Annotated in this window: 22 protein-coding genes; 13 read left to right on the top strand and 9 right to left on the bottom strand. The window is 71.9% G+C overall.

Going from position 1 to position 22,826, the window contains the following annotated elements; translation table 11 throughout:
* Positions 1–351 precede the first annotated feature (351 nt).
* The 6 genes from F784_RS0108110 to F784_RS0108085 all read left to right on the top strand — a co-directional run bounded on the left by F784_RS0108110 (position 352) and on the right by F784_RS0108085 (position 5,524).
* On the top strand, positions 352–975 hold the full coding sequence (locus tag F784_RS0108110) for a hypothetical protein (protein WP_211211885.1): 624 nt from the start codon (positions 352–354) through the stop codon (positions 973–975).
* A 34-nt stretch (positions 976–1,009) separates the two neighbouring features.
* Positions 1,010–1,456, top strand: coding sequence for a protease inhibitor I42 family protein (locus F784_RS24480; protein ID WP_019586224.1), 447 nt, complete (start codon positions 1,010–1,012; stop codon positions 1,454–1,456).
* 106 nt (positions 1,457–1,562) lie between these two features.
* Positions 1,563–2,072: a hypothetical protein gene (locus F784_RS0108100; RefSeq protein WP_019586223.1), complete on the top strand. Its 510-nt coding sequence runs from the start codon at positions 1,563–1,565 to the stop codon at positions 2,070–2,072.
* Positions 2,073–2,194: 122 nt separating this feature from the next.
* Positions 2,195–3,487 (top strand): alpha/beta fold hydrolase, encoded by a 1,293-nt coding sequence (locus F784_RS22630; protein WP_019586222.1) that lies wholly within the window; start codon positions 2,195–2,197, stop codon positions 3,485–3,487.
* 85 nt (positions 3,488–3,572) lie between these two features.
* Entirely contained in the window at positions 3,573–4,838 is a 1,266-nt protein-coding gene (locus F784_RS0108090) for a polysaccharide deacetylase family protein (protein WP_019586221.1), read from the top strand.
* Positions 4,839–4,915: 77 nt separating this feature from the next.
* A complete protein-coding gene (locus F784_RS0108085) occupies positions 4,916–5,524 on the top strand; it encodes a DedA family protein (RefSeq protein WP_019586220.1) in 609 nt (202 codons plus the stop codon).
* On the opposite strand, the gene F784_RS0108080 is transcribed toward F784_RS0108085, so the two are convergent.
* From F784_RS0108080 to F784_RS22610, 6 genes are all read right to left on the bottom strand, one after another.
* On the bottom strand, positions 5,513–6,475 hold the full coding sequence (locus tag F784_RS0108080; protein ID WP_019586219.1) for a PIG-L deacetylase family protein: 963 nt from the start codon (positions 6,473–6,475) through the stop codon (positions 5,513–5,515). The genes F784_RS0108085 and F784_RS0108080 overlap by 12 nt on opposite strands.
* 73 nt (positions 6,476–6,548) lie before the next feature.
* Complete coding sequence (locus F784_RS0108075) at positions 6,549–7,046, bottom strand: hypothetical protein (protein ID WP_019586218.1); 498 nt, start codon at positions 7,044–7,046, stop codon at positions 6,549–6,551.
* A gap of 11 nt (positions 7,047–7,057) precedes the next feature.
* A complete protein-coding gene (locus tag F784_RS27545; RefSeq protein ID WP_019586217.1) occupies positions 7,058–7,801 on the bottom strand; it encodes an MliC family protein in 744 nt (247 codons plus the stop codon).
* A 64-nt stretch (positions 7,802–7,865) separates the two neighbouring features.
* The gene (locus tag F784_RS22620; protein ID WP_019586216.1) at positions 7,866–8,312 is read right to left on the bottom strand and encodes a CHRD domain-containing protein; all 447 of its coding nucleotides are present in this window, start codon (positions 8,310–8,312) and stop codon (positions 7,866–7,868) included.
* Positions 8,313–8,413: 101 nt separating this feature from the next.
* Positions 8,414–8,929 carry a protease inhibitor I42 family protein gene (locus tag F784_RS24470; RefSeq protein WP_019586215.1) on the bottom strand — a complete coding sequence of 172 codons (516 nt, stop codon included), beginning with the start codon at positions 8,927–8,929 and terminating at the stop codon, positions 8,414–8,416.
* Between the two features lie 183 nt (positions 8,930–9,112).
* Positions 9,113–10,006, bottom strand: a complete 894-nt coding sequence (locus F784_RS22610; RefSeq protein ID WP_019586214.1) for an ABC transporter six-transmembrane domain-containing protein — start codon at positions 10,004–10,006, stop codon at positions 9,113–9,115.
* Between the two features lie 657 nt (positions 10,007–10,663).
* Between F784_RS22610 and F784_RS0108050 the strand changes: the two genes are divergently transcribed.
* Positions 10,664–13,651, top strand: coding sequence for an ATP-binding protein (locus F784_RS0108050; protein WP_026332357.1), 2,988 nt, complete (start codon positions 10,664–10,666; stop codon positions 13,649–13,651).
* A 289-nt stretch (positions 13,652–13,940) separates the two neighbouring features.
* Positions 13,941–14,234, top strand: coding sequence for an antibiotic biosynthesis monooxygenase family protein (locus F784_RS22605; RefSeq protein WP_019586213.1), 294 nt, complete (start codon positions 13,941–13,943; stop codon positions 14,232–14,234).
* A gap of 241 nt (positions 14,235–14,475) precedes the next feature.
* Here F784_RS22605 and F784_RS26585 read toward each other — a convergent pair whose 3' ends face one another.
* Entirely contained in the window at positions 14,476–14,613 is a 138-nt protein-coding gene (locus F784_RS26585; RefSeq protein WP_169405663.1) for a hypothetical protein, read from the bottom strand.
* Positions 14,614–14,706: 93 nt separating this feature from the next.
* Here F784_RS26585 and F784_RS0108040 point away from each other — a divergent pair, with 93 nt between their 5' ends.
* Positions 14,707–15,498 (top strand): bestrophin-like domain, encoded by a 792-nt coding sequence (locus tag F784_RS0108040; RefSeq protein ID WP_169405662.1) that lies wholly within the window; start codon positions 14,707–14,709, stop codon positions 15,496–15,498.
* 206 nt (positions 15,499–15,704) lie between these two features.
* Here F784_RS0108040 and F784_RS0108035 read toward each other — a convergent pair whose 3' ends face one another.
* Positions 15,705–16,769 carry a Gfo/Idh/MocA family protein gene (locus tag F784_RS0108035; protein ID WP_281166697.1) on the bottom strand — a complete coding sequence of 355 codons (1,065 nt, stop codon included), beginning with the start codon at positions 16,767–16,769 and terminating at the stop codon, positions 15,705–15,707.
* A gap of 17 nt (positions 16,770–16,786) precedes the next feature.
* Complete coding sequence (locus F784_RS0108030; RefSeq protein ID WP_019586210.1) at positions 16,787–17,803, bottom strand: zinc-dependent alcohol dehydrogenase; 1,017 nt, start codon at positions 17,801–17,803, stop codon at positions 16,787–16,789.
* A gap of 312 nt (positions 17,804–18,115) precedes the next feature.
* On the opposite strand from F784_RS0108030, the gene F784_RS0108025 reads away from it, so the two are divergent.
* From F784_RS0108025 to F784_RS0108010, 4 genes are all read left to right on the top strand, one after another.
* Positions 18,116–19,084 carry an ABC transporter substrate-binding protein gene (locus F784_RS0108025; protein WP_019586209.1) on the top strand — a complete coding sequence of 323 codons (969 nt, stop codon included), beginning with the start codon at positions 18,116–18,118 and terminating at the stop codon, positions 19,082–19,084.
* Positions 19,085–19,169: 85 nt separating this feature from the next.
* Complete coding sequence (locus tag F784_RS0108020; protein WP_019586208.1) at positions 19,170–20,714, top strand: sugar ABC transporter ATP-binding protein; 1,545 nt, start codon at positions 19,170–19,172, stop codon at positions 20,712–20,714.
* Complete coding sequence (locus tag F784_RS0108015) at positions 20,707–21,717, top strand: ABC transporter permease (RefSeq protein ID WP_019586207.1); 1,011 nt, start codon at positions 20,707–20,709, stop codon at positions 21,715–21,717. The genes F784_RS0108020 and F784_RS0108015 overlap by 8 nt, the downstream gene beginning before the upstream one ends.
* Positions 21,718–21,726: 9 nt before the next feature.
* Entirely contained in the window at positions 21,727–22,731 is a 1,005-nt protein-coding gene (locus tag F784_RS0108010) for an ABC transporter permease (RefSeq protein WP_019586206.1), read from the top strand.
* Positions 22,732–22,826: the final 95 nt, after the last annotated feature.

Raw genomic sequence — 22,826 nt, 5'->3', positions numbered from 1 at the left:
AACCCGTGTGCACCTTCGTTTCCGCGGGAGGTCCGGGAACGAAGCGGAACCCGGAGGCGTCCCCTCCCGTGACGGGGGGCCCCGCTTCCGGTCACCTGACCTCACGCGCGCGTCACGCTCCATTTCGCACCCTGCACTCGGGAGGAGGGGGACTGACCATCGGGAGATTCCGGCCCGGCCCACACTGTCAGGGAGGAGCAGATGCAGACGAACCGGCCGCACCGCCAGCCGTTCTCGGTGGACTCGTGGAGACCGTCCGCCGTCCTCCGCTCCCAGCAGGGAGGACGGGAACATGACTCCCAGTGACCCTGATACGCCTCCCGCCGCGGCCGAACGGGGGAAGAGATGGAGATGACCGCGAGAACGAACTTTCCCACCCCGCCGTGGTCTCTGGCGCTGGTCACACTGGCGTTGGGTGCTGGGTTCCCGGCGATAGCCCAGACGGCCGGACCACCCGCCACCGAGCTGCGGCTGTACACGCCCTTCACGCCGGGAGGTGGCCTGCTCGTCGGCGTGGCGGTCACCGGGCAGGTCGGCGGCTCCTGTTTCGCCGCCTCGGTCGCCTCGCCCACCCGGCCCGACGCCTACCGCTGCTCGGCGGGCAACCGCATCCTCGACCCCTGCTTCGCCCCCCTGAATGACCGCGCCCCCCTGGCCTGCTCCACCGACCCGTGGGGTGCGAACGCCGTTCTGCTCACCCGCAGCGGGGCCCTGCCCGGCAGGACGCGGGCGGCGGAGCCGAACTACCCGGCGGGCACTCCCTGGGCGTTGGAGCTGGCGAACGGGCAACGGTGCGTGGCCCTCACTGGGGCAACGGCGCCGGTCGCCGGGCTGCGGGTGAACTACGGCTGCCCGGACGGCGGGGTGGTGGCGGGGTCCATCGACCGGTCGTCGCCGCTGTGGCGGGTGTTCTACCAGACCGCGAACCGCAGCCTCTCGCTGACGCAAGTGGGCGTGCGGGCCGCCTGGTTCTGAGCCGGGACCCTTCCCGGTTCGTGAGGAGGTCGGAATGAAACAGGTTTTGCTGCTGGTTCCGGTGCTGGCGGCGGTGCTGGTGGGGTTGCCGGGGTGTGCGCCCGCCGCCAGTGGCCCCGTCACCCCCGCCGCGCCGGTCATGCCCGTCCCGCCCCTGCCCCAGACCGTGCGCCTGGACCAGGACGACGACGGCAGCGTGGTCAACCTGAACGTGGGCGACACGCTGGAGATCACCCTGCCGGGCAACCCCAGCACCGGCTACGCCTGGCAGCCGGAGATCGACCCCTGGCCGACGCTGGGGTCGCTGGGCGACCCGGAGTTCCAGGCGCAGGGCACGGGGCTGGGCGCGGGCGGACTGATCACCCTGGTCTACCAGGCCAGCCAGCCCGGCCAGGTGGAGCTGACCCTGCTCTACCAGAGGCCCTCCTCGCCGCCCGACCCGGAGGCGCAGGAGTTCGACGTGACGGTGGTTGTGCAGTGACGCGGGGGGCACGCCCGGCTGCCCCCCTTCCTGAGCGCCCCCCGACTCGTGTCCCTCCACCCGTGCCCGGGAGGCTGAAAGGCCGCCGAGTTCAGGAGGCCCGCCGATGTTGTCGCGTTCGCAACTGACCGCCCTCTTCCTGCTCCTCGTGTCGCCGGGGCCGGTTTCCGCCGGGGGCGCGGCCCCCCCACTCATCCTGGACCGGACCTACACGGGCGCGGGCTTCACGCTCGGCTATCCACGGGCCTACACCGTGCGGTCCTTTGTGGGTGGCCTGGCCCTGACCGCGCCGGGACGCGGCGACGTACTCACCGCGAGCGTGCTGCCGCGCCCCGCGAACGCCCGCACCCTGAGTGCTGAGGCCTACGCCCGGCAGTTCGCGCCGCTCAACGTCCAGGGGGCCGGAGAACTGCTGAGGTTTTCCCGCCTCACGCTTCCTGGCGGGCGTCCGGCCTGGGTGGGCACCTGGCGGGGGGCGAGGGGCACGCCCGTGGGCCCGCTCGCCCTCGTGCCGCTGGACCCGGGCGCCCAAAACTGGCTAATGATGAGCGCGGCTGGTCCGTCGGACCTCCCCCTGCTGGACGCCGTGACCCGCAGCGTGCGGACCGGGCGTTGAGGGAAGGGTGGGGGTGACCGGGAGTGTCGCCGGTTCCCGTGTCGCGGGGATTCCAGAAGACTTAAATTCCAGAAGACTTAAGGGGACGAGCGGGCAGACCGTGCGGCTCCCGGAGGGTATAGATGAACAGACGTCTGGCCGTTCTCCTCACCGCCGTGTCGCTGGGGCTCTCAGGCTGTGTTGTCCTGCTGGATAACCCCGGTTCCTGGGCCTACCGGGTCGCCAATCCCAGCTTCACCCCCCTCCCCGGCGCCCACGCCCTGTACGGGACCCGTCACGGCTACGGCTACCAGATCGAGGTGCCCCAGAACTGGAATGGACAACTCGTGATGTATGCCCACGGCTTCGAGGGCTTCGGCCTCCGGCTCGAAGAGGTCTTGCCCCCCCTGCGCGCCCACCTGATCAATCGGGGCTACGCCTGGGCGGCCTCCAGCTACAGCGTCAACGGCTGGGCCGTCCGCCAGGGGGCGGACGACCTCAACGACCTGCGGCAGTTCTTCGGGCAGACGGTCGGGACACCAAAGCGCACCTTGCTCTATGGCCGCTCGATGGGCGGTAACATCGTCAGCGACTCGCTGGAGACGTACCCGAACGTCTATCAGGGCGCCCTGGCGGAGTGCGGGGCGCTGGTGGGGCTGGAGCTGTTCGACTACTTCCTGTCCTACCGCCTGGTCGGGGAGTACCTGACGGGGCGGAACTTCGGGCCGATGCTGCTTCCGGTCCTCGACCCCCGCTTCCTGCTCACCACCTACCGCGAGGTGGTGCGCCCGAGGCTGGGCGAACCGGGGAACTACACTGTGCTGGGGCGCCAGTTCGACTCGGTGCAGAAGTCCCTGACGGGTGGCCCGCGCCCCTTCCGGCAAGAGGGCCTGGCGCTCGACTTCGACCTGGGCACCCCGTATTACGCGGCAGGCTTCAGCACCAAATACACCGGGGTCGCCAACCTGGTGCCGGAGACCCAGGTGGCGACCAACGTGGGGACGGTGTACCGCATCGACCCCGGGCTGGGCTTGGACGAGGCGACCTTGAACCGGGGCATCCAGAGGATCGCCGCCGCCCCTGGCGCCCGTGACCTGCCCAGACCCGCGATCTACGGCATTCCCACCGGCAACATCAACGTGCCGGTCCTGACCCTGCATACGACCGGGGACCCCTTCGTGCCGATCTTCATGGAGGGAAACTACCGCCGCAAGGTGGAGGCGGCGGGGAAGGGAGACTTGTTGGTGCAGCGGGCGATCCGGCGTCCCGGGCACTGCCAGTTCAGCCCGGCAGAGCAGGAGCGGGCCTTCGATAACTTGACCGCCTGGGTGGAGGGCGGGCCGAAGCCGGAGGGAGAGGACCTGACGGGCGACCTGTCGGACGTAGGGCGCGCCTTCACCCAACCCCTGCTGCCCGGCGACCCGGGCGGCCTGTGAGGCGGTGCCTGTTGCGGTGGCCCCCTCGGTCCCGAGTTCGCGGGGCCTTGCGGAGCGGCCCAGACACCCAGCAGATGGAGTGAACATGTCCGAGAAAACATCGAGGAAGTGGCCCGGCAATCGTGCGGCCCTGGGGAGGGTCCGCGCGCTGGCCCTCGTGCTGGTGCTGCCCGCCGCGGCGCAACCTGACCGCGCGGCCCTCGAACCCGTGCCGCTGGTCCGGCCCCCCACACCCCTGCCCGGCGAGGTTCAGCCCATCGCGCCCGGCGTGCGGCCCGCACCGACCCTCCCCCGGCTCCAGCTCAGCCCGCCCGTCCCCGAACTTCAGCGGCTGGAGTACCGGGGCAACGGCTTTATCGAGGTCGCCCACGGCCTCCTGCTGCTCGACCCGGGGCAGCAAAGCCTCGCCCGCCAGCGCGCGCTGGCCGCCCAGGTGGTGCGGGGCGCCTTTGCCGCGCGCCCCTCGCTTGCGGAGGTGGATGTCAGCCTCTACGACCGGGCCAGCTACGGCGGCTTCGGCGGCCCCCTCCCCCTCTTCACCGCCTCGGTGCCCCGCGACCGCCTGGGCAACTTCACGGCCTACACCGCTGGACGGGGTCCCTACGAGCGGGTGTACGAGGGTGGCGGGACGCAGGAGACCTCGCCCACCAGCGTGTTCGGGGGCCTGGAGGAGGGCATCACCTTCCTGGGCACCGAGGCCGAGCTGCTGGCGCAGCGCGTCGAGCAGAGCCTGTCGCAGTTTCGCGGCGGCGTGCGGGGCGGGCTGCTGTTCCGCGGCAGCCTCGCCCGTCCGCTGGCCGCCCTGACCTTCGACGACGCGCCCCACCCGCTGTACGAGCCGCTGCTGCTCGACCTGCTGCGCCGGGCGGGCGTGAAGGCAACCTTTTTCGTGATCGGCCGCAACGCCGTCGCCTACCCGTACTTCGTGCGCGACATGGTGGAGGGGGGGCACGAGGCGGGCAACCACACCTACCACCATGTCCGGCTGCCGGGGCTGAGTGAGGCGCAGGTGCGGTTCGAGTTGGCGCAGGCCAACCGGGTGATCTCGGCCATCACGGGCCGCCCGGTCCGGTACTTCCGCCCGCCCGGCGGGGACTACTCGCCGCTCACGCTGCGGATCGCCGGGGAGGAGGGCCTGGTGACGACCTTCTGGACGGACGACCCGGGTGACTTCGCCAACCCCGGAGACGCGGTGGTTGAGTCGCGGCTGGTCCGGCACCTGCGCCGGGGCGGGATCGTGCTGCTGCACGACAACGCGCCCGAGGGGATCGATGTCCTCTCGGCCTTCCTGCGGGTGGCCCGCTCACGCGGCGTCGACCTGACGACCGTCAGCGACCTGGCGGGGAAGTGAGCTGGGCAGGGCCCACTCCGGGTCGGAACGTCAAGCCGTCGGGAGGCCGGGCCGCGGAGAGGGCCGGGGGGTGAAGGATGACGGACGTGACGCTCCCCGGGTGGCTGGGCGCGCTGGACCCGGAGTGGCTGAACGCCGCCACGCTGGGGCTGATGTTCCTGGAGGGCATGGGGTTGCCGGGCATTCCGGGCGTGGTGCCTATGCTGGCGCAGGCAGGAATGATCGAATCGGGCCGCACCACCTTCCCGGAGGCGGCCCTGTGGGGCATTCTGGGCAACTGGTCCGGCAGCCTCGCCGGATACGCCTTCGGCCTGCAGGGGGTCAGGCACCTGCCCGCCTCCTGGCAATCGGGGCTGGAGGGCGAGCGGGTGCGGGACCTGCTTGCCCGCTGGGGGGGGGCGCTGGTGATCGTGAGCCGCACGGTGGGCTCGCTGCGCACGCCGGTCACGTGGTCGGCGGGGCCGCTGGGGTACCCCTTCGGGCGTTTCGCGGGCTTCAGCTTCCTGGGCGCGCTACTGCATGTCCTGGTGTGGCAGTACGGCCTCTGGAAGTTCGGGGCGCTGCTGCTGAGCGCCGCCCGGCGGGTCGAGACGGATCTACTGGGCCTCGCGCTGCTGGCGGGCCTCGTCTGGGGTCTGGGCTGGGGCTGGCGCCGCTGGCGCAGGGCTCAGCCCTCAGCGCGTTGAGGGTGTGGTCTGCGGCACGACCTGACGGGTCAGCAGCTCGTTCTCGCGCACAAAGGCGAGCAGGAAGCGGTCCATCACGTTCATCTGCGAGCGGTGCTCGCGCAGGGCGCGCAGCTTGCCGTCCTCCTGCGCCCCGCTGAGGTCCACGCGCTCCCACGCCAGGCCCTCGCCGCGCGGCGGGACCATCAGCGGCAGCCCCCGGTGCAGGCCCTTGGGGAGGGGATACTCCAGGCCGCCGTGGACGATCCAGAAGCGCAAGCGGCCCGTCTCCCCCCGGCGCGCGAGCAGGCGCGTCACGAAGTAGCTCGTCGCCCGGTGGTCCGGGTGGCGGTCCTCCGGGCTGGGCGCCAACACGAGGTCGGGCCGCACCCGGTCGAGGACCCGGCCCAGGTCGCGGTTCACGCTCTCGCCCGTGTAGGGGGCGCCGGGCGAGAGGGCCTGCGGGTAGGGGACGCGGGTGGCGCGGGTGTAGCGCGAGGCGTAGGGCTGCGCGTAGTTCTCCAGAAAGAGGTGCAGCAGCCCACCGTCCGGGTACCCCAGAAAGGTCAGGTGGGCACGCGGCACGCCCAGCGCCCCCGCCGCGCGGGTAGCCTCCCCGATGCGCCGCGTGCCCAGCCCCGCGAGCTGGGGGCCACTGGGCCGTGGCGCGCGGTCGAGCAGCACGGCGTCGAGTTCGAAGCCGTCGCCGCTGGTCAGCCAGACCACCCACACCCGCGCGCCCGCCGCGAGCGCCCGCTGAATGCTCCCCGCGCAGCACAGCGTCTCGTCGTCCGGGTGGGGTGAGACGACCAGGATGCGCTGCCCCGCGCGGTAGGGCGTGGCTTCCGGCAGCGCGGCGACGGCGGCCGCGGCGCGGGGAAAGAAGACGCGCAGGGCGCTGGTGCTGTTGATGACGTAGGCGGTGACGAGCAGCGCGGCCCCGATCAGGACGGCGAGCAGGTGGCGGTTCATGGGGCGTTCACCCGCACCCCCCCCGGGAGAAGGCCGACTCCGTACATCCGTCCGTCCCCCCGCCCGCTGCGGCTCAGGAGCAGTTGTCCACGACGGGAACGGCGTTGCTGGTGAGCACGCGGGTCACGCCGCCGCCGCTGAACGCCTGCATCTCCAGCTCGGAGTACCCGATCACGTTCGGCGACACCACGATGCTCTGCGCGGCCAGCGTCCCCTTTCCCCCCGCCACGCTCAGCGGAGCAGTGCCCGCGGGCAGGTTGAAGGTCACCTTCCCCACGCCCCCCGAGATGTTCCTACCGGTCACGTTGATGCCCTGGCGCTCCCCGGTCGTGACGCCCACCAGCGACACCTGGACGCTTTGCAGGTCGCCGCCGTACAGGAAGCCGAACTCCATCGGCGTGTTCAGGTTGTCGCAGATCAGCGGCCTGCCCAGGTTGTCGGTGTATCCGCTGCGGAGGACCGGGTCGGTGACGTACAGGTCGCCCCCCGGCGTGCCCCCCCCGCACGAGGCGAGGGCGCCGAGGAGGGGAAGGACCAGGAGCGGGCGGGCCGACTTCGGGGAAAAGTGCATGGTGTCTCCTCCTACTGCCCGAGGGCGACGCAGTTGTTCGCCACGGTGATCTGGGGCTGGTTGAGCCCCTTCTGCTGCAAGAAGCCCTGGTTGCCCTGGGTCACCCAGGTGTAAAAGCCGTTGGTGTACCGCACCCCTGAGCCCGACTCGGTCTGGTAGAGGGTGTCGGTGCCCCCCTGCCAGAAGAGCTGGGCCGTGCTGGACCCGAGGTAGGCCACCGCGACCCGCCGCCCGCCGTCACAGGTGTAGTTCACGGTGTTGACGGCCGGGGGCGAGGGCGGGGGCGTGGGGCCAAAGGGACCGAAGCCCGGCACCGACGGGAAGGACGGCGCGAAGCCCGGCCCCGGGATGATGGTCGACGTCCCGTCGCCGGGACCCACGGGGATGATCGTCGAGGACCCGCCGCTGCCGTCGGTGGGCTGGCAGCCCGAGGCGAGGGTCTGGCCGTTCTGGTTGAGAAAGGCCCCGCCGCTGCCGATGTTCCAACTGGTCACGGGGTCGGAGTAGCGGATGACGCCGCCGTACTGAGGGGGTCCGAAGTTGCGCCGGGCGAGGGTGTACGTGACGCCGCCGAAGGTGAGCTGGGCGATGGAGCGGCTGCGGTAGGAGACGTCGAGGGCCACCCCGCCGCCACAGAGGTAGGAGACGTCGGTGCCGGGCACGGGCACGCTGGGGAGGCCCTGGGCGCGGGCGGGGGTTCCCACGGGCAGGAGGGCGAGGACGGTCAGACCGGCGGTCAAGCGGAGAGCCTTCATCTGGACCCCTGTTCTGGAGGCGAGGGGGTGAGGCCGGGCAGGCGAGCCCCGGCCCCAGCCACGCCTACTGGAGGAGGCGGTTGACCTGCCCGCGGATCTCACCGTTCGGGTGGGTCTCGGAGTGGACGTTGACGTAGAGCTGGCGGTTGTTCAGCCACTCGACCTGCTGGTCCGTCAGCGTGAAGATCCCGCTGATCCGCCCACTCCTCGCCCCGTTCGTCACCTGGTCGATGGTGAGTGGCAGCAGCACCGGGGCGTTGGTGTTCTCGTCCGCAGGGCCGTGGATGTGGGCCATCGTGGCGGCGGAACTCAGGTCCTGGAAGGTGCCCACAACGGTGAGGGTGCGGCCCTGGAGGGTGAGGCTGGTCTGCCCGGTCGCGGGGGTGGTGACGGCGGGCCGCTCGTTCGCGCCGGACAGGTTTGCGGAATAGGCGGTGGTGTTCTCGAACTGGCCGCAGGCGGTGAGGGTGAGGGCGAGGCCAGCGAGCGCGCTGAGGGGCAGTCGGTTCATAGTCGGTCTCCTGGGGGGCGAGAGGCGAAGGGGCGGGGGCCGGGGCATCCGGGGCGGGCGCTCCTCGCGGGGTGGGGGAGGGGGGGCGCGGGCCGCCCCGCTCAGCGCACGAACAGGAAGACCTGGAAGGTCGGCGGATTGGGCGGCAGCGGCTCGAAGGACCGGCCATAGGTCAGCGACAGCAGGAACTGCCCGGCCTGGACGGCGCGGTATCTCAGAATCACCTCCCCGGCGGCCCCCAGCCCCGTCCCGGATGGCCGGAACCCCGGACCGCCGAGCGGCTGCACCACCGTCCCGAGCGTCAGGTTGGGCGACCAGGCGTACCCGGTGCTGGGGTTGCCGGGCAGGCTCAGCTCCAGCGTGTCCCCCACCCGCAGGTCCACAATGCTGCCATTGGCCGCCTGATCCAGCCGGATGGTCTTGGGCACGGGGCGGGTGGGAACCGCCGGGGCCGGGGGCGCCGTGCCCCCCGGGCCCGCCACGGGCGCGCAGGCGCCGAGCAGGAGGGCCAGGCCCAGAACGCCGGGGGCCGCCCACCGGGCCGGGAGGCGCGCCCCGGGTGGGGGCTCGGCACCTGGGCCGAAGGAACCCGCGAACCGGCCTGGGATGTCCGTCATCGTGTCCTCCCGGGGGGAAAGGGCTCAGGCGTGCATGACCTCGGTGGGCTCCGGCGCGGGGGAGGCCGGTCCCCCGGCCGGGGCGGGGCCCGCGCGGCAGCTCAGCAGGAGTTTGCGCCTCCGAACGTGACACGAGCGTGATGTGAGGGGCGAGACCACCCCGCGCCGCATCACGTCCGGGCGTCACCCGGCCCCGGGGTCCGGCGCCCCCGCCCCGCCCCCGGCCTCCAACTCCATCCGGCCGGTGATGTCGCGCAGGCGGGCGAGTTGCTGCACCAGGAAGGGGATGCCCGCCAGGCTGTCCATGAAGTTCCACAGGTAGGCGATCACCGCGTAGATGGTCCCCGGCTGGGCGTTGGGCAGCCCCGCCGCCCGCACGAACACGAACCCCGCCAGGACGATCAGGAACAGTTCCAGCACCCCCCAGTGGGCCGCCTCCGTGTCCGACAGGCGCACGCGCCAGCGGGCCAGCCGCCGGTAGTGGTCCCGCACCGCCGCGCCGCGCGGCCGGGACAGGACGTCCACCTCGCGCTCCAGCTCGTCGTTGAGCTTGCGGTTGAGCGTCAGGGCCCGCCGGGCGGCGGGACGGCTGAACAGGGCGACCGGCACCAGCAGGGCCAGACAGGCCAGCCCGGTGAGCCGGTCATAGACAAAGAGCATCCCCAGCGCCCCGGCGAAGCCCACCAGCGAGCCCAGCACGCCGGGGACGTCGCGCTCGAAGAAGTCCACCACCTCGCGGGCCAGCGCGCTGCGCGCCACGACCTGCGAGGTGGGCAGGCCCCGGCGCACCTGCTCCGCCACCATCCGCGCGGCGAGCTCCCCGTAGATGTGCGTGAAGGTGCGGGTGTCGAAGCGCTGCCGGACCACCCCCGTGACAGTGTGCGCCAGCCACACGCCTGCGAAGAGCGCGAGCCCCGCGAACCGCCCCGCCAGCAGCCCGTCGATGGCGAGCCCGGTGGCAAGGGGGTAGAGCAGGTCGAAGACGTTCTCCAGCAGGCTCAGGGCGTAGGTCAGGAGCATCCGGGGGCGGTGGGCGCGGTACAGCGCCCCCAGGGTCCGGGTCACGGTGGCCGTCATGGGGCCTCCTCGGCGCTTGCGGGCAGGGCCGCGGGTTCAGGCAGCGGGTCCAGGAGGAGTCTGCGCCAGCCAACGTGACGCGGGCGTGATGCTGTCCAGGTCCGACGCACGTCAGGCTTTTTACTCCTCTCCTCAACGCCTGATCTGAGAGATGGAAAGCGCCGTATCGTACGAAGTTTTTTTCTCCCTCTCCCCTTGCGGGAGACTCGCGGAGCTGCTCGCAGAGGGGTGGCGAGTGCTCCTCTCCCGCGTGTCAGACGACGAAAACACGCCTTCCCCCACCTTCTCATTTCGCCTCAGGCGTCCTCAGGGGGGAGGGAGCAAAACTCGACCAGGAGCACGTTTTCCTCTTGTTCACCGCGACAACGGTATCGACCTGAGTCGGCCCTGTGAGGCGGCCCCGCCCGGTGGCCCGCGGGCAAGCTCATCGGGTACGCTGAACGTGCAGACCGCGCCGGGCACCGTCGCCCGGCCGAGGGTGGTGACGGTTTCGGAGTCGTCGGCGAACTCGCCGGGTCACCCTGAGGGGGCCGGGACATCCAGGACGTGGGGAGGGGACGTGGCACATCCCGGGGCGCGCCGTTCGGGAAGGCGGCCGGATCAGACGACCTCAGCGCGGCGCCGCGTGGGGACGTTCTTCCCGCCCGGGGGCGCGGCATGACGACCTCGGTTCGGCTGCTGGGCAGGGTGCAGGCCGAGCACGAGGCCCACGTCACGTCTTTTTTGCCCGACAAACGCTACCAGCTCCTGGCCTACCTCGCCTATCAGGGCGGCTGGGTGGACCGCGGGGAGCTGGCCGCCCTGTTCTGGCCGGAGAGCGCCCCAGACCTGGCCCGCATCAACCTCCGCCAGCTCCTGGTCCGGGTGCGGGCGCTGGACGTGGCCCCCGAGCTGGAGGTCGAGCGCCACCGGCTGCGCTGGGCGGTGCGGACGGACGTGACGGGCTTTACCGGGGCGGCGGGCGGGCAGGGCTGGCGGGAGGCTGTGGCCCGCTACGGCGGGACCCTGATGGACCGGCTGGAGGGCGACGAGCCGGGCGAGTTCGCGGACTGGCTCACGCATGAGCGCGGGCGGCTGCGCGAGCTGTGGCGCGTCGCCCTGCTGCGGCGGGCCGAGGAGCTGTCGGGGCAGGGCGCCCACCTGGAGGCGGCCGAGCTGCTGGGCCGCCTGCTGGAGGAGGGCGAACCCGACGAGGTGGCGCTCCAGGCCCAGGTCGGCGCCCTGCGGCGGGCCGGGGACCAAGGGCGGGCGCAGCGGGTCTACCACGTGTTCGTCGAGCGGCTGCGCGCCGAGTTCGGCCTCGCCCCCACCGCCGAACTCGAGAGGCTGGGCCGGGAGCTGCGGGACCGGCCCGGCACCCCGCCCGCGCCGCCGGATCAGGCCCCCCCCGCCGGGGTCCCCGCGCTTCTTCCCCGCGTGCCGACCTCCTTCGTCGGGCGCGACCTCGAACTCGCTGCCATCACGCGGCTGCTGTCCGCGCCGGACCGCCGTCTGCTCACCCTAACCGGCCCTGGGGGCATCGGCAAGACCCGGCTGGCGCTGGAGGCCGCGCGGCGCCTGGCGGGCCGCTACCCGGGCGGCGTGGTCTTCGTGCCGCTCGCCGCGCTGCCCCCCGGCGCCCCGGTCGTCCCGCGCGTCGCCGAGAGCCTGGGCCTGGCACCCCGGGGCCAGCCCGACCCCCTGCCGGAAGTCCTGCGCGCCATCGGCGACCGGCGGCTGCTGCTGGTGCTCGACAACTTCGAGCACGTTCTGGATGGTGTGGCCGCTCTCCTCGACCTGCTGGGGCAGTGTCCCGGCCTCGACCTGCTCGTGACCTCGCGCGAGCGGCTGGGCGCCGAGGCCGAGTGGCTGCTGCCGGTCGGCGGGCTGGGGTATCCCTGGGACGGGGACGTGGGCCTGGTCGAGGGCCAGCAGTTCGACGCCGTGCAGCTCTTTCTGGAGCGCGCCCGGCGGGTGCGGCCCGACCTCCCGCTGGAGCCGCGGACCCTGCCGCACCTGCTGCGGATCTGCCAGCTCGTCGAGGGCTCGCCCCTGGGCCTGGAACTGGCGGCGGTGTGGGCCCGGGTGCTGCCCCTGGAGGACATCGCCCGGGAGCTGGGGCAGAGCGTGGACTTCCTGCGCGACGACCGTGGCCGCGTGGACCGGCACCGCAGCCTGCGCGCGACCTTCGAGCACTCCTGGGGCCTGCTCGCCCCCGCCGAGCAGGAACTGCTCGCGGGGCTCACGGTCTTCCGGGGCGGGTTTCGCCTGGAGGCGGCGCGGCAGGTCGCGGGCGCGCCGCTCCCCCTGCTGGCGGCCCTGGTGGACAAGTCGCTGCTGCGCCTGAGCCCGGACGGGCGGTACGACCGCCACCTGCTGCTCCACGGCTACACCCGCGAGAAGCTCGCCGCGCACCCCGCGCGGGAGGCCGAGTTGCGGGCCCGGCACGGCGCGTTCTTCCACTGCTTTCTCCAGGGTCTGGAGGGCGCCCTACGGGGCCCGGGGCAGAAGGCGGCCCTCGCGGCGGTGGACGCGGAGTGGGAGAACGTCCGCCTCGCCTGGGACTGGGCCGTGGAGGAGGGGCGGGCGGGTGACCTGGGGCGCTCCGCCGCCGCCCTGGCGGAGTACACCACCGCCCGTGCCCGCCACCGCGAGGGGGTGGAGTGGCTCACCCGGGCGGTGGCGGCCCTGGGGGAGGCCGGGCCCGCGGAGAGGGCCGCCCTGTGCCGCGTCCTCGTCGCGGGCGCCCCGCTGCTGCACCGCCTGGGCCGCCCCGGCGAGGCGGAGGACTGGGCTGGGCGAGGCCGCGCCCTGGCCCGCACCCTGGGGGAGGAGGCGTCGGCCCGGACCGGCCTCGCCCTGCTGGGTAACCTGGCCTGGCGCCGGGGCGACTACGGGCTGGCCCGGACCCGGCTGGAGGAGGCCGTGGCCCTGGCCCGGGCGCGGGGTGACCGGGCGGGGCTGGCGGACAGCCTCAACCTGCTGGGCAACGTCACCCTGGACGGCGGCGACCTGGCCGGGGCCCGGCGGCACTACGAGGCGGCCCTCGCGCTGCACCGCGAGCTGGGGCACCCCAGCGAGATCGTGCGGCTGCTGAACAACCTGGGGTGCCTGGCCGCCTACGGGGGAGACCTGGCGGAGTCGGTGGCGCGGCTGGAGGACGGGGCGAGGCTGGCGCGCGACATCGGCCTGCCGCGGCTGCTGGCCCAGCTCCTGTCGAGCCTCGCCGAGACGTTCCACGAGCAGGGGGAGTTCGCCCGGGCGGTCGCCACGGCCCGCGAGGCGCTGGGGCGGGCGCGCACCAGCGGGGACCGGCGGCTGGAGGGCATCCTGCTGGTGGACCTGGGCCGGTCGGCGACGGCCCTGGGCGCGCTGGACCAGGGCGCGCGGCAGTTGCGCGAGGGGCTGGGCGTGCTGTGGGACCTGGGGGAGCTGCCGCAGGTCCTGCGGGCCGTGGCGCGCTGGGCCGAGTGGCACCTGGCCTGCGGCGAGCCGGAGCGGGCCGCCGCCCTCCTCGACCTCGTGGCGCGGCACCCCGCCACCAAGAGCGTGGACCGGCAGCCCGTCCGGCAGCGGCCCGAACGGGGCGCCGGAGACCCGCAGGTCCCGGACGATCCCCAGGCCGTTCTCGCCGCGGCGGTGGCGCGGCTCGTGCGGCCGGACTGATACGGGCCCCGATGCGAGCAGGAGACGAAAAGGGCTCCGCGCCCTGAACGGCCCCCGCCCTTTTGGCGGGATGTTCGGGAACCCGGCGCAAGGCGGTCTGACGGGGCAGGAGCCGCCTATCCGGGGGAGGTGCCCGGCCGGGACCGGGGTCGCGCGCCCCCGTGATGTGGGGTGTGGTGGCGCGCGGCGCATCACGGGCGCGTCACGCTGGGCCTGGCATCCTCGGGGCAGAGGAACGGGGAGGCCAGGACGGCGAAACACCGACCCTCCCGGAAGGCGGCGCTGAAGGATGCACGCACGGATCGTCACCGTACAGATTCGGCCCGGAAAGATGAGCGGGGCCGTTCTCATCTACCGCGACGTGGTGGCGCCCCTCCTCGCCCGGCAGCCAGGGTTCGCGGGGGCGCGTCTGCTCACCGACGCCCGGTCGGGCCGGGGCGTGCTGCTGACCCTCTGGGAGAGCGAGGCCGCGTTGCAGGCGGCCGAGGCCAGCGGGCTGTTTCAGGAGGAGATCGCGCGGTTCCAGCCGGTGCTGGGGGCGCCGCCCAGCGGCGAGGACTACGAGGTCAGCGTCACGGTGTGAGGCTGGCTGGCTCTGAGTTCCAGAACCTGCGGGACAGCGCCGCCTTCGCTGGCCCCAGACTCGGGGGCGGCCCCTCACCTTTCTTGCCCGGCAGGGCGAAGGCTGACCCGCCCATCGTCCACCGCCGCCCGCCGGTCTTCTTTGTTGCTCACGCTCCTGGGGAGCTGTGCCCGTCCGCTCGCCCCCGTCTTCGACTCACCGCCGTTTCGCATGAGCAGTGGCAACGCCGCCAGGACCGGACTCACGACCCGGCGGCCAGCGTGAGCGCCATCTGCCCTACGGCCCGCCGGAGCCGCACCCAGTACCCACGCGGCCGGATAAAGCGGCCCCGCTCATGGCCGGAGGTGCAGGCCCCCCGCTGGAGGTGTTCCGTGTTCAAGGCGCAAGGCCCAGTGAAGCGGCCCCGTTCCGCCGTCCCGGTTCCCCGGGGCGCAGCCCTTCTCTCCGGGTTCGCCGGGCGGGCGCTCACGCCGTGGCGGCGCTGATGGGGTGGCTGGCCGCCCTGCTGTTCATGCTGGCCGCCATGCTGGTCTCGCTGGGCGGGATGGGGCTGGTGCGCCGCTCGGTGCGGCTCTCCACCCTGGAGGAACACCGCGAGGTCGCGGGCTTCGTCTACGCCGTGATCGGGGTGGTCTACGCCGTCCTGCTCGCCTTCGTGGTGATCGTCGCCTGGGAGGAGCAGGGCGAGGCCCGCACCCGGGTAGAGCGGGAGGCCAACGCCCTGGCCGACCTCTACCGCGGCGCCCGCGCCTTTCCCGCCGAGGCCCGTATGGCCCGGCGCGAAGACCTGCGCAGCTATGCCGAGACGGTGGTGGGCCGCGAGTGGCCCGCCCTGGCCCGCGGTGGGGCCAGCCCCGAGACCCAGCAGGCCTACGACGGACTGTGGGCGGGGTATCTGGGGCTGTCTCCCCGCACCACGTACGAGAACGCCTGGTATACCCAGGCGCTGGAGCGGCTGAACGACCTGGGGGACGAGCGGCGGCTGCGGCTCCTGAGCAGCCAGTCGCGGCTGCCCGGGCTGATGTGGGGGGTGCTGTGGGTGGGGGCGCTGGTGACGGTGACCTTCTCGTATTTCTTCGGGGTGCGGAGCGCGTGGTCGCAGGGACTGATCGTGCTGTCGTTGTCGGGGACCATCGCGCTGATCCTGTTTCTGGTGCTCGCGCTCGACCGGCCCTTTTCCGGGGTCATCCGGGTGGGTCCCGAGGCCTTCGAGCAGGTCATCGCCATATTCGACCGGGTGGAGCAGGACGAGGCGGGGCGCTGAAGAACGCCCCGTGCCGCAGGATCAGCAGGACACGTTCATGGGGAACCCAGGCCACGGCCTGTCCACCCCCGTCCCGGGGTGCGGGGAACTCGAACTCCGGGCAAGCGCCGCCCTTGGTGCTGGAGGACGGCGCGGGTGCAGGACGTGATCGTCCCGGACCCGCGGTGGGCATGCGGTGTTTCGGCAGGCTTCTCCCGCGGCGGCCGTCAGCCCCCCAGCGGGAACGGGACAGCCGCGTGTTCGCGGCCCGCCCGGTAGATCGCCTCGATCAGCTCGACCGTCTTGCGCCCCTCCTCGCCGGGGACGAGCGACTCGCGCTCCTCGCGGATGGCGGCGACAAAATCCCCGATCTGGAGGCGGTGGTAGTGCGTCATCACGCCCTGGTGGGCGGCGCGCCCGCGGTCCCCCGCCTGCCACGCGGGGAGCAGGTGCGCCTCGCCGGGCACCGTCCAGAGGTCGTTGATGGGGGGTTCGACCGCCTGGGTCACGCCCGCCACGAAGGAGGAGCCCCCGTCCGTCTGCACGCCCACGCTGGCGCCGTTCTCCCCGTGGACGTGGATGCGGCCCCACAGCCCGGGATTCTGGCTGTTGCTCACCACGACGCTGCCCACCGCCCCACCCGCGAAGCGCAGGGTGGCGACCGCCGTATCCTCCACCTCGATCCCGGGGTGGTTGAGGTTCGCCCAGGCGCCCGAGACCTCCGCGACCGGCCCCATGAACCATTGCAGGAGGTCCAGGCCATGCACCGCCTGGTTCACCAGCACGCCGCCCCCCTCGCCTGCCCAGGTGCCGCGCCAGGCGTCCATCGCGTAGTATTCCGGCCCGCGCCACCCCAGCAGGCTGAGGGTCCCGAGGACGGGCCGCCCAATCTTTCCGGCGAGGATCGCCGCTTTCACCCGCTGGACCGGTTCGTACAGGCGACGCTGGCTGACCACCCCGAGCTTGACCCCCGCCTCCCGCGCCGCCGCGATCATGCGGTCGGCGTCCTCTAGGCTCACCGCGAGCGGCTTCTCGACGAGGAGATGTTTTCCGGCCCGCGCGGCCTGCACGGCGTCCTGGGCGTGGAGGGGATGCGGAGTGCAGAGGATGACCGCCCGCACTTCCGGGTCATTCAGGGCGCCAGCGAGGTCCGTGAAGGGGCGCGCCCCATACTCGGCGGCGAAGGCGGCGGTGCGCTCCTCGTTCCGGCCACACACGGCCGTGAGGTGGGCGCCCGGCAGGTCCACGAGGGCCTGCGCATGGGTATGGGCGACCTTCCCCGGCCCGACGATCAGGAAGCCCAGCCCGCTCAGGGTTCAAGCACCACCTTCACCGCGTCCAGGGTGCCCCGCGCGAGGTCACGCACGAGGTCCGGGCCTTCCTCCAGCCCGGCGACCCGTTCGATCAGGGGGGTCACGTCTACCCGCCCGGAGCGCAGCAACTCCACCGCCCGCCCGAACTCCTCCACGAAGGCGTAGGCCCCCCGCACCGTGATCTCGCGCGTGACGACCTCCTGCATGGGCATGTCCACGGTGGGCGCCGAGTTGCCCACCCACGTCACGTTCCCTCCATTGCGGACCATTTGAACGGACTGCCGCGCGGTGGCGGTGAGGCCGACGACTTCCAGCACGGCGTCCGCGCCCAGCCCGCCCGTCCGCGCCCGCACCGTCTCCACCGGGTCCACCTCGCCCGCGTGGAGTACCTCGTCGGCACCCATCCGCTGCGCGAGCTCCAGGCGGTGTGGGCTGAGATCGCTCACAATCACCCGGCCCGCCCCGCGCAGCCGCAGCGCCAGCACGGTCAGCAATCCGACCGGTCCCGCCCCCAGCACGACCGCCGTGTCCCCCACGCCCAGCGGCGTGAGGTTCGCCGCGTGCAGCGCCACGGCGAGCGGCTCGACCAGGGCACCCTCCTGCCAACTCACCTCGTCCGGGAGGGGGAGGGCGTTGCGTTCCGGCACGCTCACGAACTCGGCGTACCCGCCGTTCACCGACCAGCCGATGCCACGGCGGTTCAGGCAGAGGTTGGGGCGCCCGGCCCGGCACTGGGGGCAGGTCCCGTCGGAGATGATGGGCTGCACGACCACCCGGTCCCCCACCGCGCGCCCGGCCACCCCCTCCCCGAGCGCCTCGACGGTGCCGCAGAACTCGTGGCCCATGATGACGCCCGGACTGCGCCGTCCGGTCGAGCCAGTGAAGCCGTGGACATCCGAGCCGCACACGCCCGCCGCCCGGACCCGCACGAGCACTTCACCCGGCCCGGGCTGCGGGGCTTCCACCTCGCGCAGCGGCATCTGCCACGGCGCCTCGAACATCAGGGCGCGCATGGGGCTCCGGTTCGGCGGGAAGGACTGATTTCGGGCATGGCGTCTCCTGAACTCGGCGGGGGAGAGGGCGGGTTTTGAACTGTGTGTCCCACCTTAGGTCCGCCTGGCGGGGAAGGTCAACGCCACCTCCCCCGCGGCCGGGGTTGACAGTTTCCGCACCGAGGCGCACTCTTGGGGAAGTCTTCACAAATCTAAGGTTTCCGCCGCTGAGCACAAGGGAGGACATGCGCTGAGTTCCCGATTCGTCGTCCAGGCTGCCAATGCCCACCACCGGCTCGCAATGTCCCGTATGGGACTTCAGGAGGAAGCACCATGAAGCGAATCCTTGTCACCTCGGCCACGCTCGCCGCCGCCGCCCTCGCCGCCTTCGCCCTCGCCCAGGGGCTGCCCAAGCTGGCGGTGAAGAAGACCTACAAGGTCGGCTTCGCCCAGACGGAGAGCAACAACCCCTGGCGCCTCGCCCAGACGAAGAGCATGCAGGACGAGGCCAAGAAGATGGGCTGGCAGCTCGTGTACACCGACGCCGCCGGATCGGCCGCCAAGCAGGTCAGCGACGTGGACTCCATGATCGCGCAGCGGGTGGACGCGATCTTCCTCGCGCCGCGGGAGGAAAAGCCCCTCGCCGCCGCCGTGAAAAAGGCGCGGGCCGCAGGCATTCCCGTGATCCTCCTCGACCGCAACGTCGACCCGTCGCTCGCCAAGGCGGGCCAGGACTACGTGACCTTCATCGGCTCGGATTTCGTGCAGGAGGGCCAGCGCGCCGCCGAGTGGCTGACGAAGAAGATGAACGGCAAGGCCACCATCATCGAGCTCCAGGGCACGACCGGCTCCAGCCCAGCCAACGACCGCAAGGCGGGCTTTGCCAATTACATCAAGAAGTACCCCGGCATGAAGATCGTCGCCTCGCAGACCGGCGACTTCGCCCGCGACAAGGGCCGCCAGGTCATGGAGACGCTGCTCCAGGCCCACCCCGACGTGACCGCCGTGTACGCCCACAACGACGAGATGGCCCTGGGCGCCATCGCCGCGCTGGAGGCGGCGGGCAAGAAGCCCGGCAAGGACGTCATGATCGTCTCCATCGACGGCGAGAAGGACGCCCTGCAGGCGATCATCGACGGCAAGCTGGGCGCCACCGTGGAGTGCAACCCGCGCTTCGGCCCCAAGGCCTTCGAGACGCTGATGCGCTACGCCAAGGGCGAGAAGATCCCCGCCAAGATCATCAACCCCGACCGCTTCTTCGACTCGACCAACGCCAAGGCCAGCATCAGCACCTCGTACTGAGGACCAGACGGGTGGAGGTTCACGGAGCGCAGGCTTTCCGTGGGCCTCCCTCGCCTCTTCAGCGCTGCATACCTAAGGGAGCGACGTGAACCCAGCGCAACCCCTCCTCCTGATGGAGGGCATCACCAAGACCTTCCCCGGCGTCCTTGCCCTTCAGGACGCCTCGCTGCGCGTCGGGCCCGGCGAGGTTCACGCCCTGATCGGGCAGAATGGGGCGGGGAAAAGCACCCTGATCAAGATCCTGACGGGCGCGTACCGCCGCGACCGGGGCACCATCCACCTCGCCGGGCAGGAGGTGGACTTCCACTCGCCGCAGGCGGCTCAGCGTGGCGGCATCAGCACGATCTACCAGGAGGTGAACCTCGTCGGCTTCCGCTCGGTGGCGGAGAACGTCTTTTTGGGGCGTGAACCCAGGCGGGGGCTGTTGATCGACTGGCGCACGATGAACGCGGAGGCGAAGCGGCTTCTGGAACGCTTCGACGTGCGGGTGGACGTGACCCGGCCTCTCTCGTCCTACAGCGTCGCCGTGCAGCAGATGGTCGCCATCGCCCGCGCCGTGTCGTATCAGAGCCGCCTCGTCATCATGGACGAGCCGACCTCCTCCCTGGATGACCGCGAGGTGGAGACGCTGTTCGGCGTGATCCGGCAACTCAAGGCGGAGGGCGTGAGCGTCGTGTTCGTCTCGCACCGCCTGGACGAGCTGTACGCCGTGTGCGACCGGGTGACCATCATGCGCGATGGGCGCACCGTGGACGAACGCGCGATGGGGGAGATCAGCAAGCTCGAACTCGTGGCGAAAATGCTCGGCAAGGAGATCGGCGAGGTGCGCCGCGAGGGCGAGACGGCCTTCGAGCGCACCGGGCCACCCGGCGAGACGGTCCTCGACGCGCGGGACCTGCGCTCCGGCCCGGCCCTGAGGGGGGCGAGCGTGAATGTCCGCGCGGGCGAGATCGTGGGCCTGGCGGGCCTGCTGGGCTCCGGGCGCAGCGAGACGGCGCGGGCCATCTTCGGGGCCGACGAGCTGACGGGCGGCGAGTTGCGGGTGAACGGGAAGTCCGCCGCGTTCCACTCCCCCGCCGACGCGATCTCGCGCGGCATCGGCTTCTGCTCGGAGGACCGCAAGACGGAGGGCATCATCCCCCACATGACGGTGCGCGAGAATCTCACGCTCGCGCTGCTCCCCGCCCTGTCCCACGCGGGCATCGTGAATCCGGCGCGGCAGGCCGAGGTGGTGGACCGCTTCATCGCCCGGCTGGGGATCAAGACCGCGGGGCCGGACCAGAAGATCCGCGAACTCTCCGGCGGCAACCAGCAGAAGGTGCTCCTGGCCCGCTGGCTGTGCCTCAATCCCAAACTCCTGCTCCTCGACGAGCCCACCCGCGGCATCGACGTGGGGGCCAAGGCCGAAATCCAGAGCTTGCTCAGCGAACTCGCCCGCGAGGGGATGGGCGTGCTGATGATCAGCAGCGAGCTGGAGGAACTGGCGGAGGGCTCCAACCGGGTCGTCGTGCTGCGTGACGGGCACTCGGTGGCGGAACTCCCCCGCGAGGGGCTGACCCAGGACGCGATCATGACGGTGATGGCCCACGGCTCGGCCCCGGTCGAGGCGGAAGGAGGCGCCCATGCCTGACTCCAACCCCAATACCGTGACCGTTCCCCAGGCGGCGGTTCCCTCCCGGCCCCGCGTTTCCTGGTTACGGGGCAACGCGCAGATTCTCGCGGCGCTTGGAGCGCTCGTGCTGCTCTTCCTGTTCAACGCCCTCTTCACGCCGCACTTCCTGAGCGTGCAGACCCTGAACGTGAATCTGACGCAGGTCGCCACCATCGTGATCGTCGCGGTGGGCATGACGCTGGTGATCGCCTCGGGCGGGATCGACCTCAGCGTGGGGGCCCTCATGGCGATCAGCGGGGCGCTCGCGCCCATGCTGTTTCTCCACCCGCCCTTCGGGAGCCCGGCCCTGGGCATCCTGCTCGCCTTCACCGTGCCGGTCCTGGTCGCGGGTGTGTTCGGCCTCTTCAACGGCACGCTCGTCACGCGCTTCGGCATTCAGCCCTTCATCGCCACGCTGATCCTGTTTATCGCCGGGCGCGGGATCGCGCAGGTCATGACGAACGGCCAGCTCCAGACGTTCTCCAACACCACCTTCCAGTACATCGGGCTGGGGCGCCCCTTCGGCATTCCCTTCCAGGTGATCCTGATGCTGGTGATCGTCGCGCTGTTCGCCTGGATCATGGCGCGCACGGTGTTCGGTCGCTACGTCCTCGCGGTGGGCGGGAACGAGCGGGCGGCGGGGCTGGCGGGGGTGCCCGTGCGGCGGGTGAAGCTCCTGGTGTACGGCATCAGCGGCCTGCTCGCGGGGATCGCGGGCCTGATCGTCATCGCGATCAACTCCTCCTCGGACGCGAATCAGGTCGGGCTGAACATGGAGCTCGACGCCATCGCGGCCGTCGCGGTGGGGGGCACGGCGCTCACGGGCGGGCGGGCGACGATCATCGGGACGCTGCTCGGGGCGCTCATCATCCAGCTGATCCGCTTCACGCTGCTCGCCAAGGGGGTGCCCGACGCGGCGGCGCTCGTGGTGAAGGCCGCGATCATCCTCCTCGCCGTCTACGTGCAGCGGCAGCAGCACTAAAAGGAAGTTATGTCCCTGCTCAATTCCCCCGCTGACCTCGCCCAGGACCGCCGCGCCCGCGTGGCGAGCGTGCTGCAACGCTACGGCGTGCTCGTGGCGCTCGCGCTGCTGCTGCTGTTCGGCGCCCTGCGCTACCCCGGCTTCCTGAGTGCGTACAACGTGTTCACAGTGCTCGGGTACAACTCCATGTTCGGCCTGATCGCGCTGGGCATGACCTTCGTGATCATCACGGGCGGCATCGACCTCTCAGTGGGGAGCGTCGCGGCGTTCGCCAGCGTGGTCGGCGCGCTGCTCAGCCCGCACGGCCTCTGGCCCGCCCTGCTGGGGGCGGTGGCGGCGGCTACGCTGCTGGGGCTGATCAACGGCCTGCTCATCGCCTACGCGCGCATCCTGCCCTTCATCACCACGCTCGCCATGCTCCTCGCCGCGCGGGGCCTGGCCCTGCTCTTCGCAGGCAACCAGTCCGTCAGCGTGGACTACGATCACGGCTTCACGGCGCTCGGGCAGGGGAATCTGGGCGGGGTGCCGTACACAGCGATCCTGCTGGGGGTGGCCTATATTGTGGGCGCCCTCGTGCTGCGCTCCACCCCCTTCGGTCGCCATGTCCTCGCGGTCGGCGGCAATGAGGAGGCGGCCCGGCTGATGGGGCTGAACGTGGAGCGGGTGAAGGTCCTCGTTTACACCCTCTCCGGCGCGATGGCGGGCCTGGCGGGCGTGATCCTCGCCTCGCAGTTCGGGGCGGGGCAGCCGACGGAAGGGCTGGGGTGGGAACTCACCGCCATCGCGGCCGTTGTCGTCGGTGGCACGCTCCTCACCGGGGGTCTCGGCTCCGTCGGCAGCACCCTGGTCGGCGTCCTCTTGCTCGGCATCATCTTCAACATCCTCAACTTTGAGAACGGGCGCGGCACGATCAGCCTCAGCGCCTACTGGCAGAGCGTGATTCGCGGCGCCTTCCTGCTGCTGGTGGTCGTGCTGCAAAATCAACTGACGCAGCGCGGGGGCCGCCGGACCTGAGCCCCGTGTGCCCGGAATTTCACTCGCTTCCCAGCAGGGAGGCGCAGAATAGGCCCTGATCCGCCCGCGCCCCCCGCCCTCTCGCCCCCTCCCAG

Origin of the sequence: Deinococcus apachensis DSM 19763, assembly GCF_000381345.1 — a bacterium.
GTDB classification, from domain to species: domain Bacteria; phylum Deinococcota; class Deinococci; order Deinococcales; family Deinococcaceae; genus Deinococcus; species Deinococcus apachensis.
Note: the sequence above shows the minus strand (reverse complement) of the source record. Positions and strands in the feature narration are given on the sequence as shown.

What these genes read in the sequence shown, in the direction of transcription:
- F784_RS0108100 (WP_019586223.1), top strand. Translation starts at nt 1,563, where the DNA reads ATGTTGTCGCGTTCGCAACTGACCGCCCTCTTCCTGCTCCTCGTGTCG.
- F784_RS0108030 (WP_019586210.1), bottom strand. Translation starts at nt 17,803, where the DNA reads ATGCGCGCCCTGATGTTCGAGGCGCCGTGGCAGATGCCGCTGCGCGAG.
- F784_RS22630 (WP_019586222.1), top strand. Translation starts at nt 2,195, where the DNA reads ATGAACAGACGTCTGGCCGTTCTCCTCACCGCCGTGTCGCTGGGGCTC.
- F784_RS24470 (WP_019586215.1), bottom strand. Translation starts at nt 8,929, where the DNA reads ATGACGGACATCCCAGGCCGGTTCGCGGGTTCCTTCGGCCCAGGTGCC.
- F784_RS0108050 (WP_026332357.1), top strand. Translation starts at nt 10,664, where the DNA reads ATGACGACCTCGGTTCGGCTGCTGGGCAGGGTGCAGGCCGAGCACGAG.
- F784_RS0108085 (WP_019586220.1), top strand. Translation starts at nt 4,916, where the DNA reads ATGACGGACGTGACGCTCCCCGGGTGGCTGGGCGCGCTGGACCCGGAG.
- F784_RS0108025 (WP_019586209.1), top strand. Translation starts at nt 18,116, where the DNA reads ATGAAGCGAATCCTTGTCACCTCGGCCACGCTCGCCGCCGCCGCCCTC.
- F784_RS22605 (WP_019586213.1), top strand. Translation starts at nt 13,941, where the DNA reads ATGCACGCACGGATCGTCACCGTACAGATTCGGCCCGGAAAGATGAGC.
- F784_RS0108010 (WP_019586206.1), top strand. Translation starts at nt 21,727, where the DNA reads ATGTCCCTGCTCAATTCCCCCGCTGACCTCGCCCAGGACCGCCGCGCC.
- F784_RS0108110 (WP_211211885.1), top strand. Translation starts at nt 352, where the DNA reads ATGACCGCGAGAACGAACTTTCCCACCCCGCCGTGGTCTCTGGCGCTG.
- F784_RS0108080 (WP_019586219.1), bottom strand. Translation starts at nt 6,475, where the DNA reads ATGAACCGCCACCTGCTCGCCGTCCTGATCGGGGCCGCGCTGCTCGTC.
- F784_RS27545 (WP_019586217.1), bottom strand. Translation starts at nt 7,801, where the DNA reads ATGAAGGCTCTCCGCTTGACCGCCGGTCTGACCGTCCTCGCCCTCCTG.
- F784_RS0108075 (WP_019586218.1), bottom strand. Translation starts at nt 7,046, where the DNA reads ATGCACTTTTCCCCGAAGTCGGCCCGCCCGCTCCTGGTCCTTCCCCTC.
- F784_RS0108015 (WP_019586207.1), top strand. Translation starts at nt 20,707, where the DNA reads ATGCCTGACTCCAACCCCAATACCGTGACCGTTCCCCAGGCGGCGGTT.
- F784_RS24480 (WP_019586224.1), top strand. Translation starts at nt 1,010, where the DNA reads ATGAAACAGGTTTTGCTGCTGGTTCCGGTGCTGGCGGCGGTGCTGGTG.
- F784_RS0108090 (WP_019586221.1), top strand. Translation starts at nt 3,573, where the DNA reads ATGTCCGAGAAAACATCGAGGAAGTGGCCCGGCAATCGTGCGGCCCTG.
- F784_RS22610 (WP_019586214.1), bottom strand. Translation starts at nt 10,006, where the DNA reads ATGACGGCCACCGTGACCCGGACCCTGGGGGCGCTGTACCGCGCCCAC.
- F784_RS22620 (WP_019586216.1), bottom strand. Translation starts at nt 8,312, where the DNA reads ATGAACCGACTGCCCCTCAGCGCGCTCGCTGGCCTCGCCCTCACCCTC.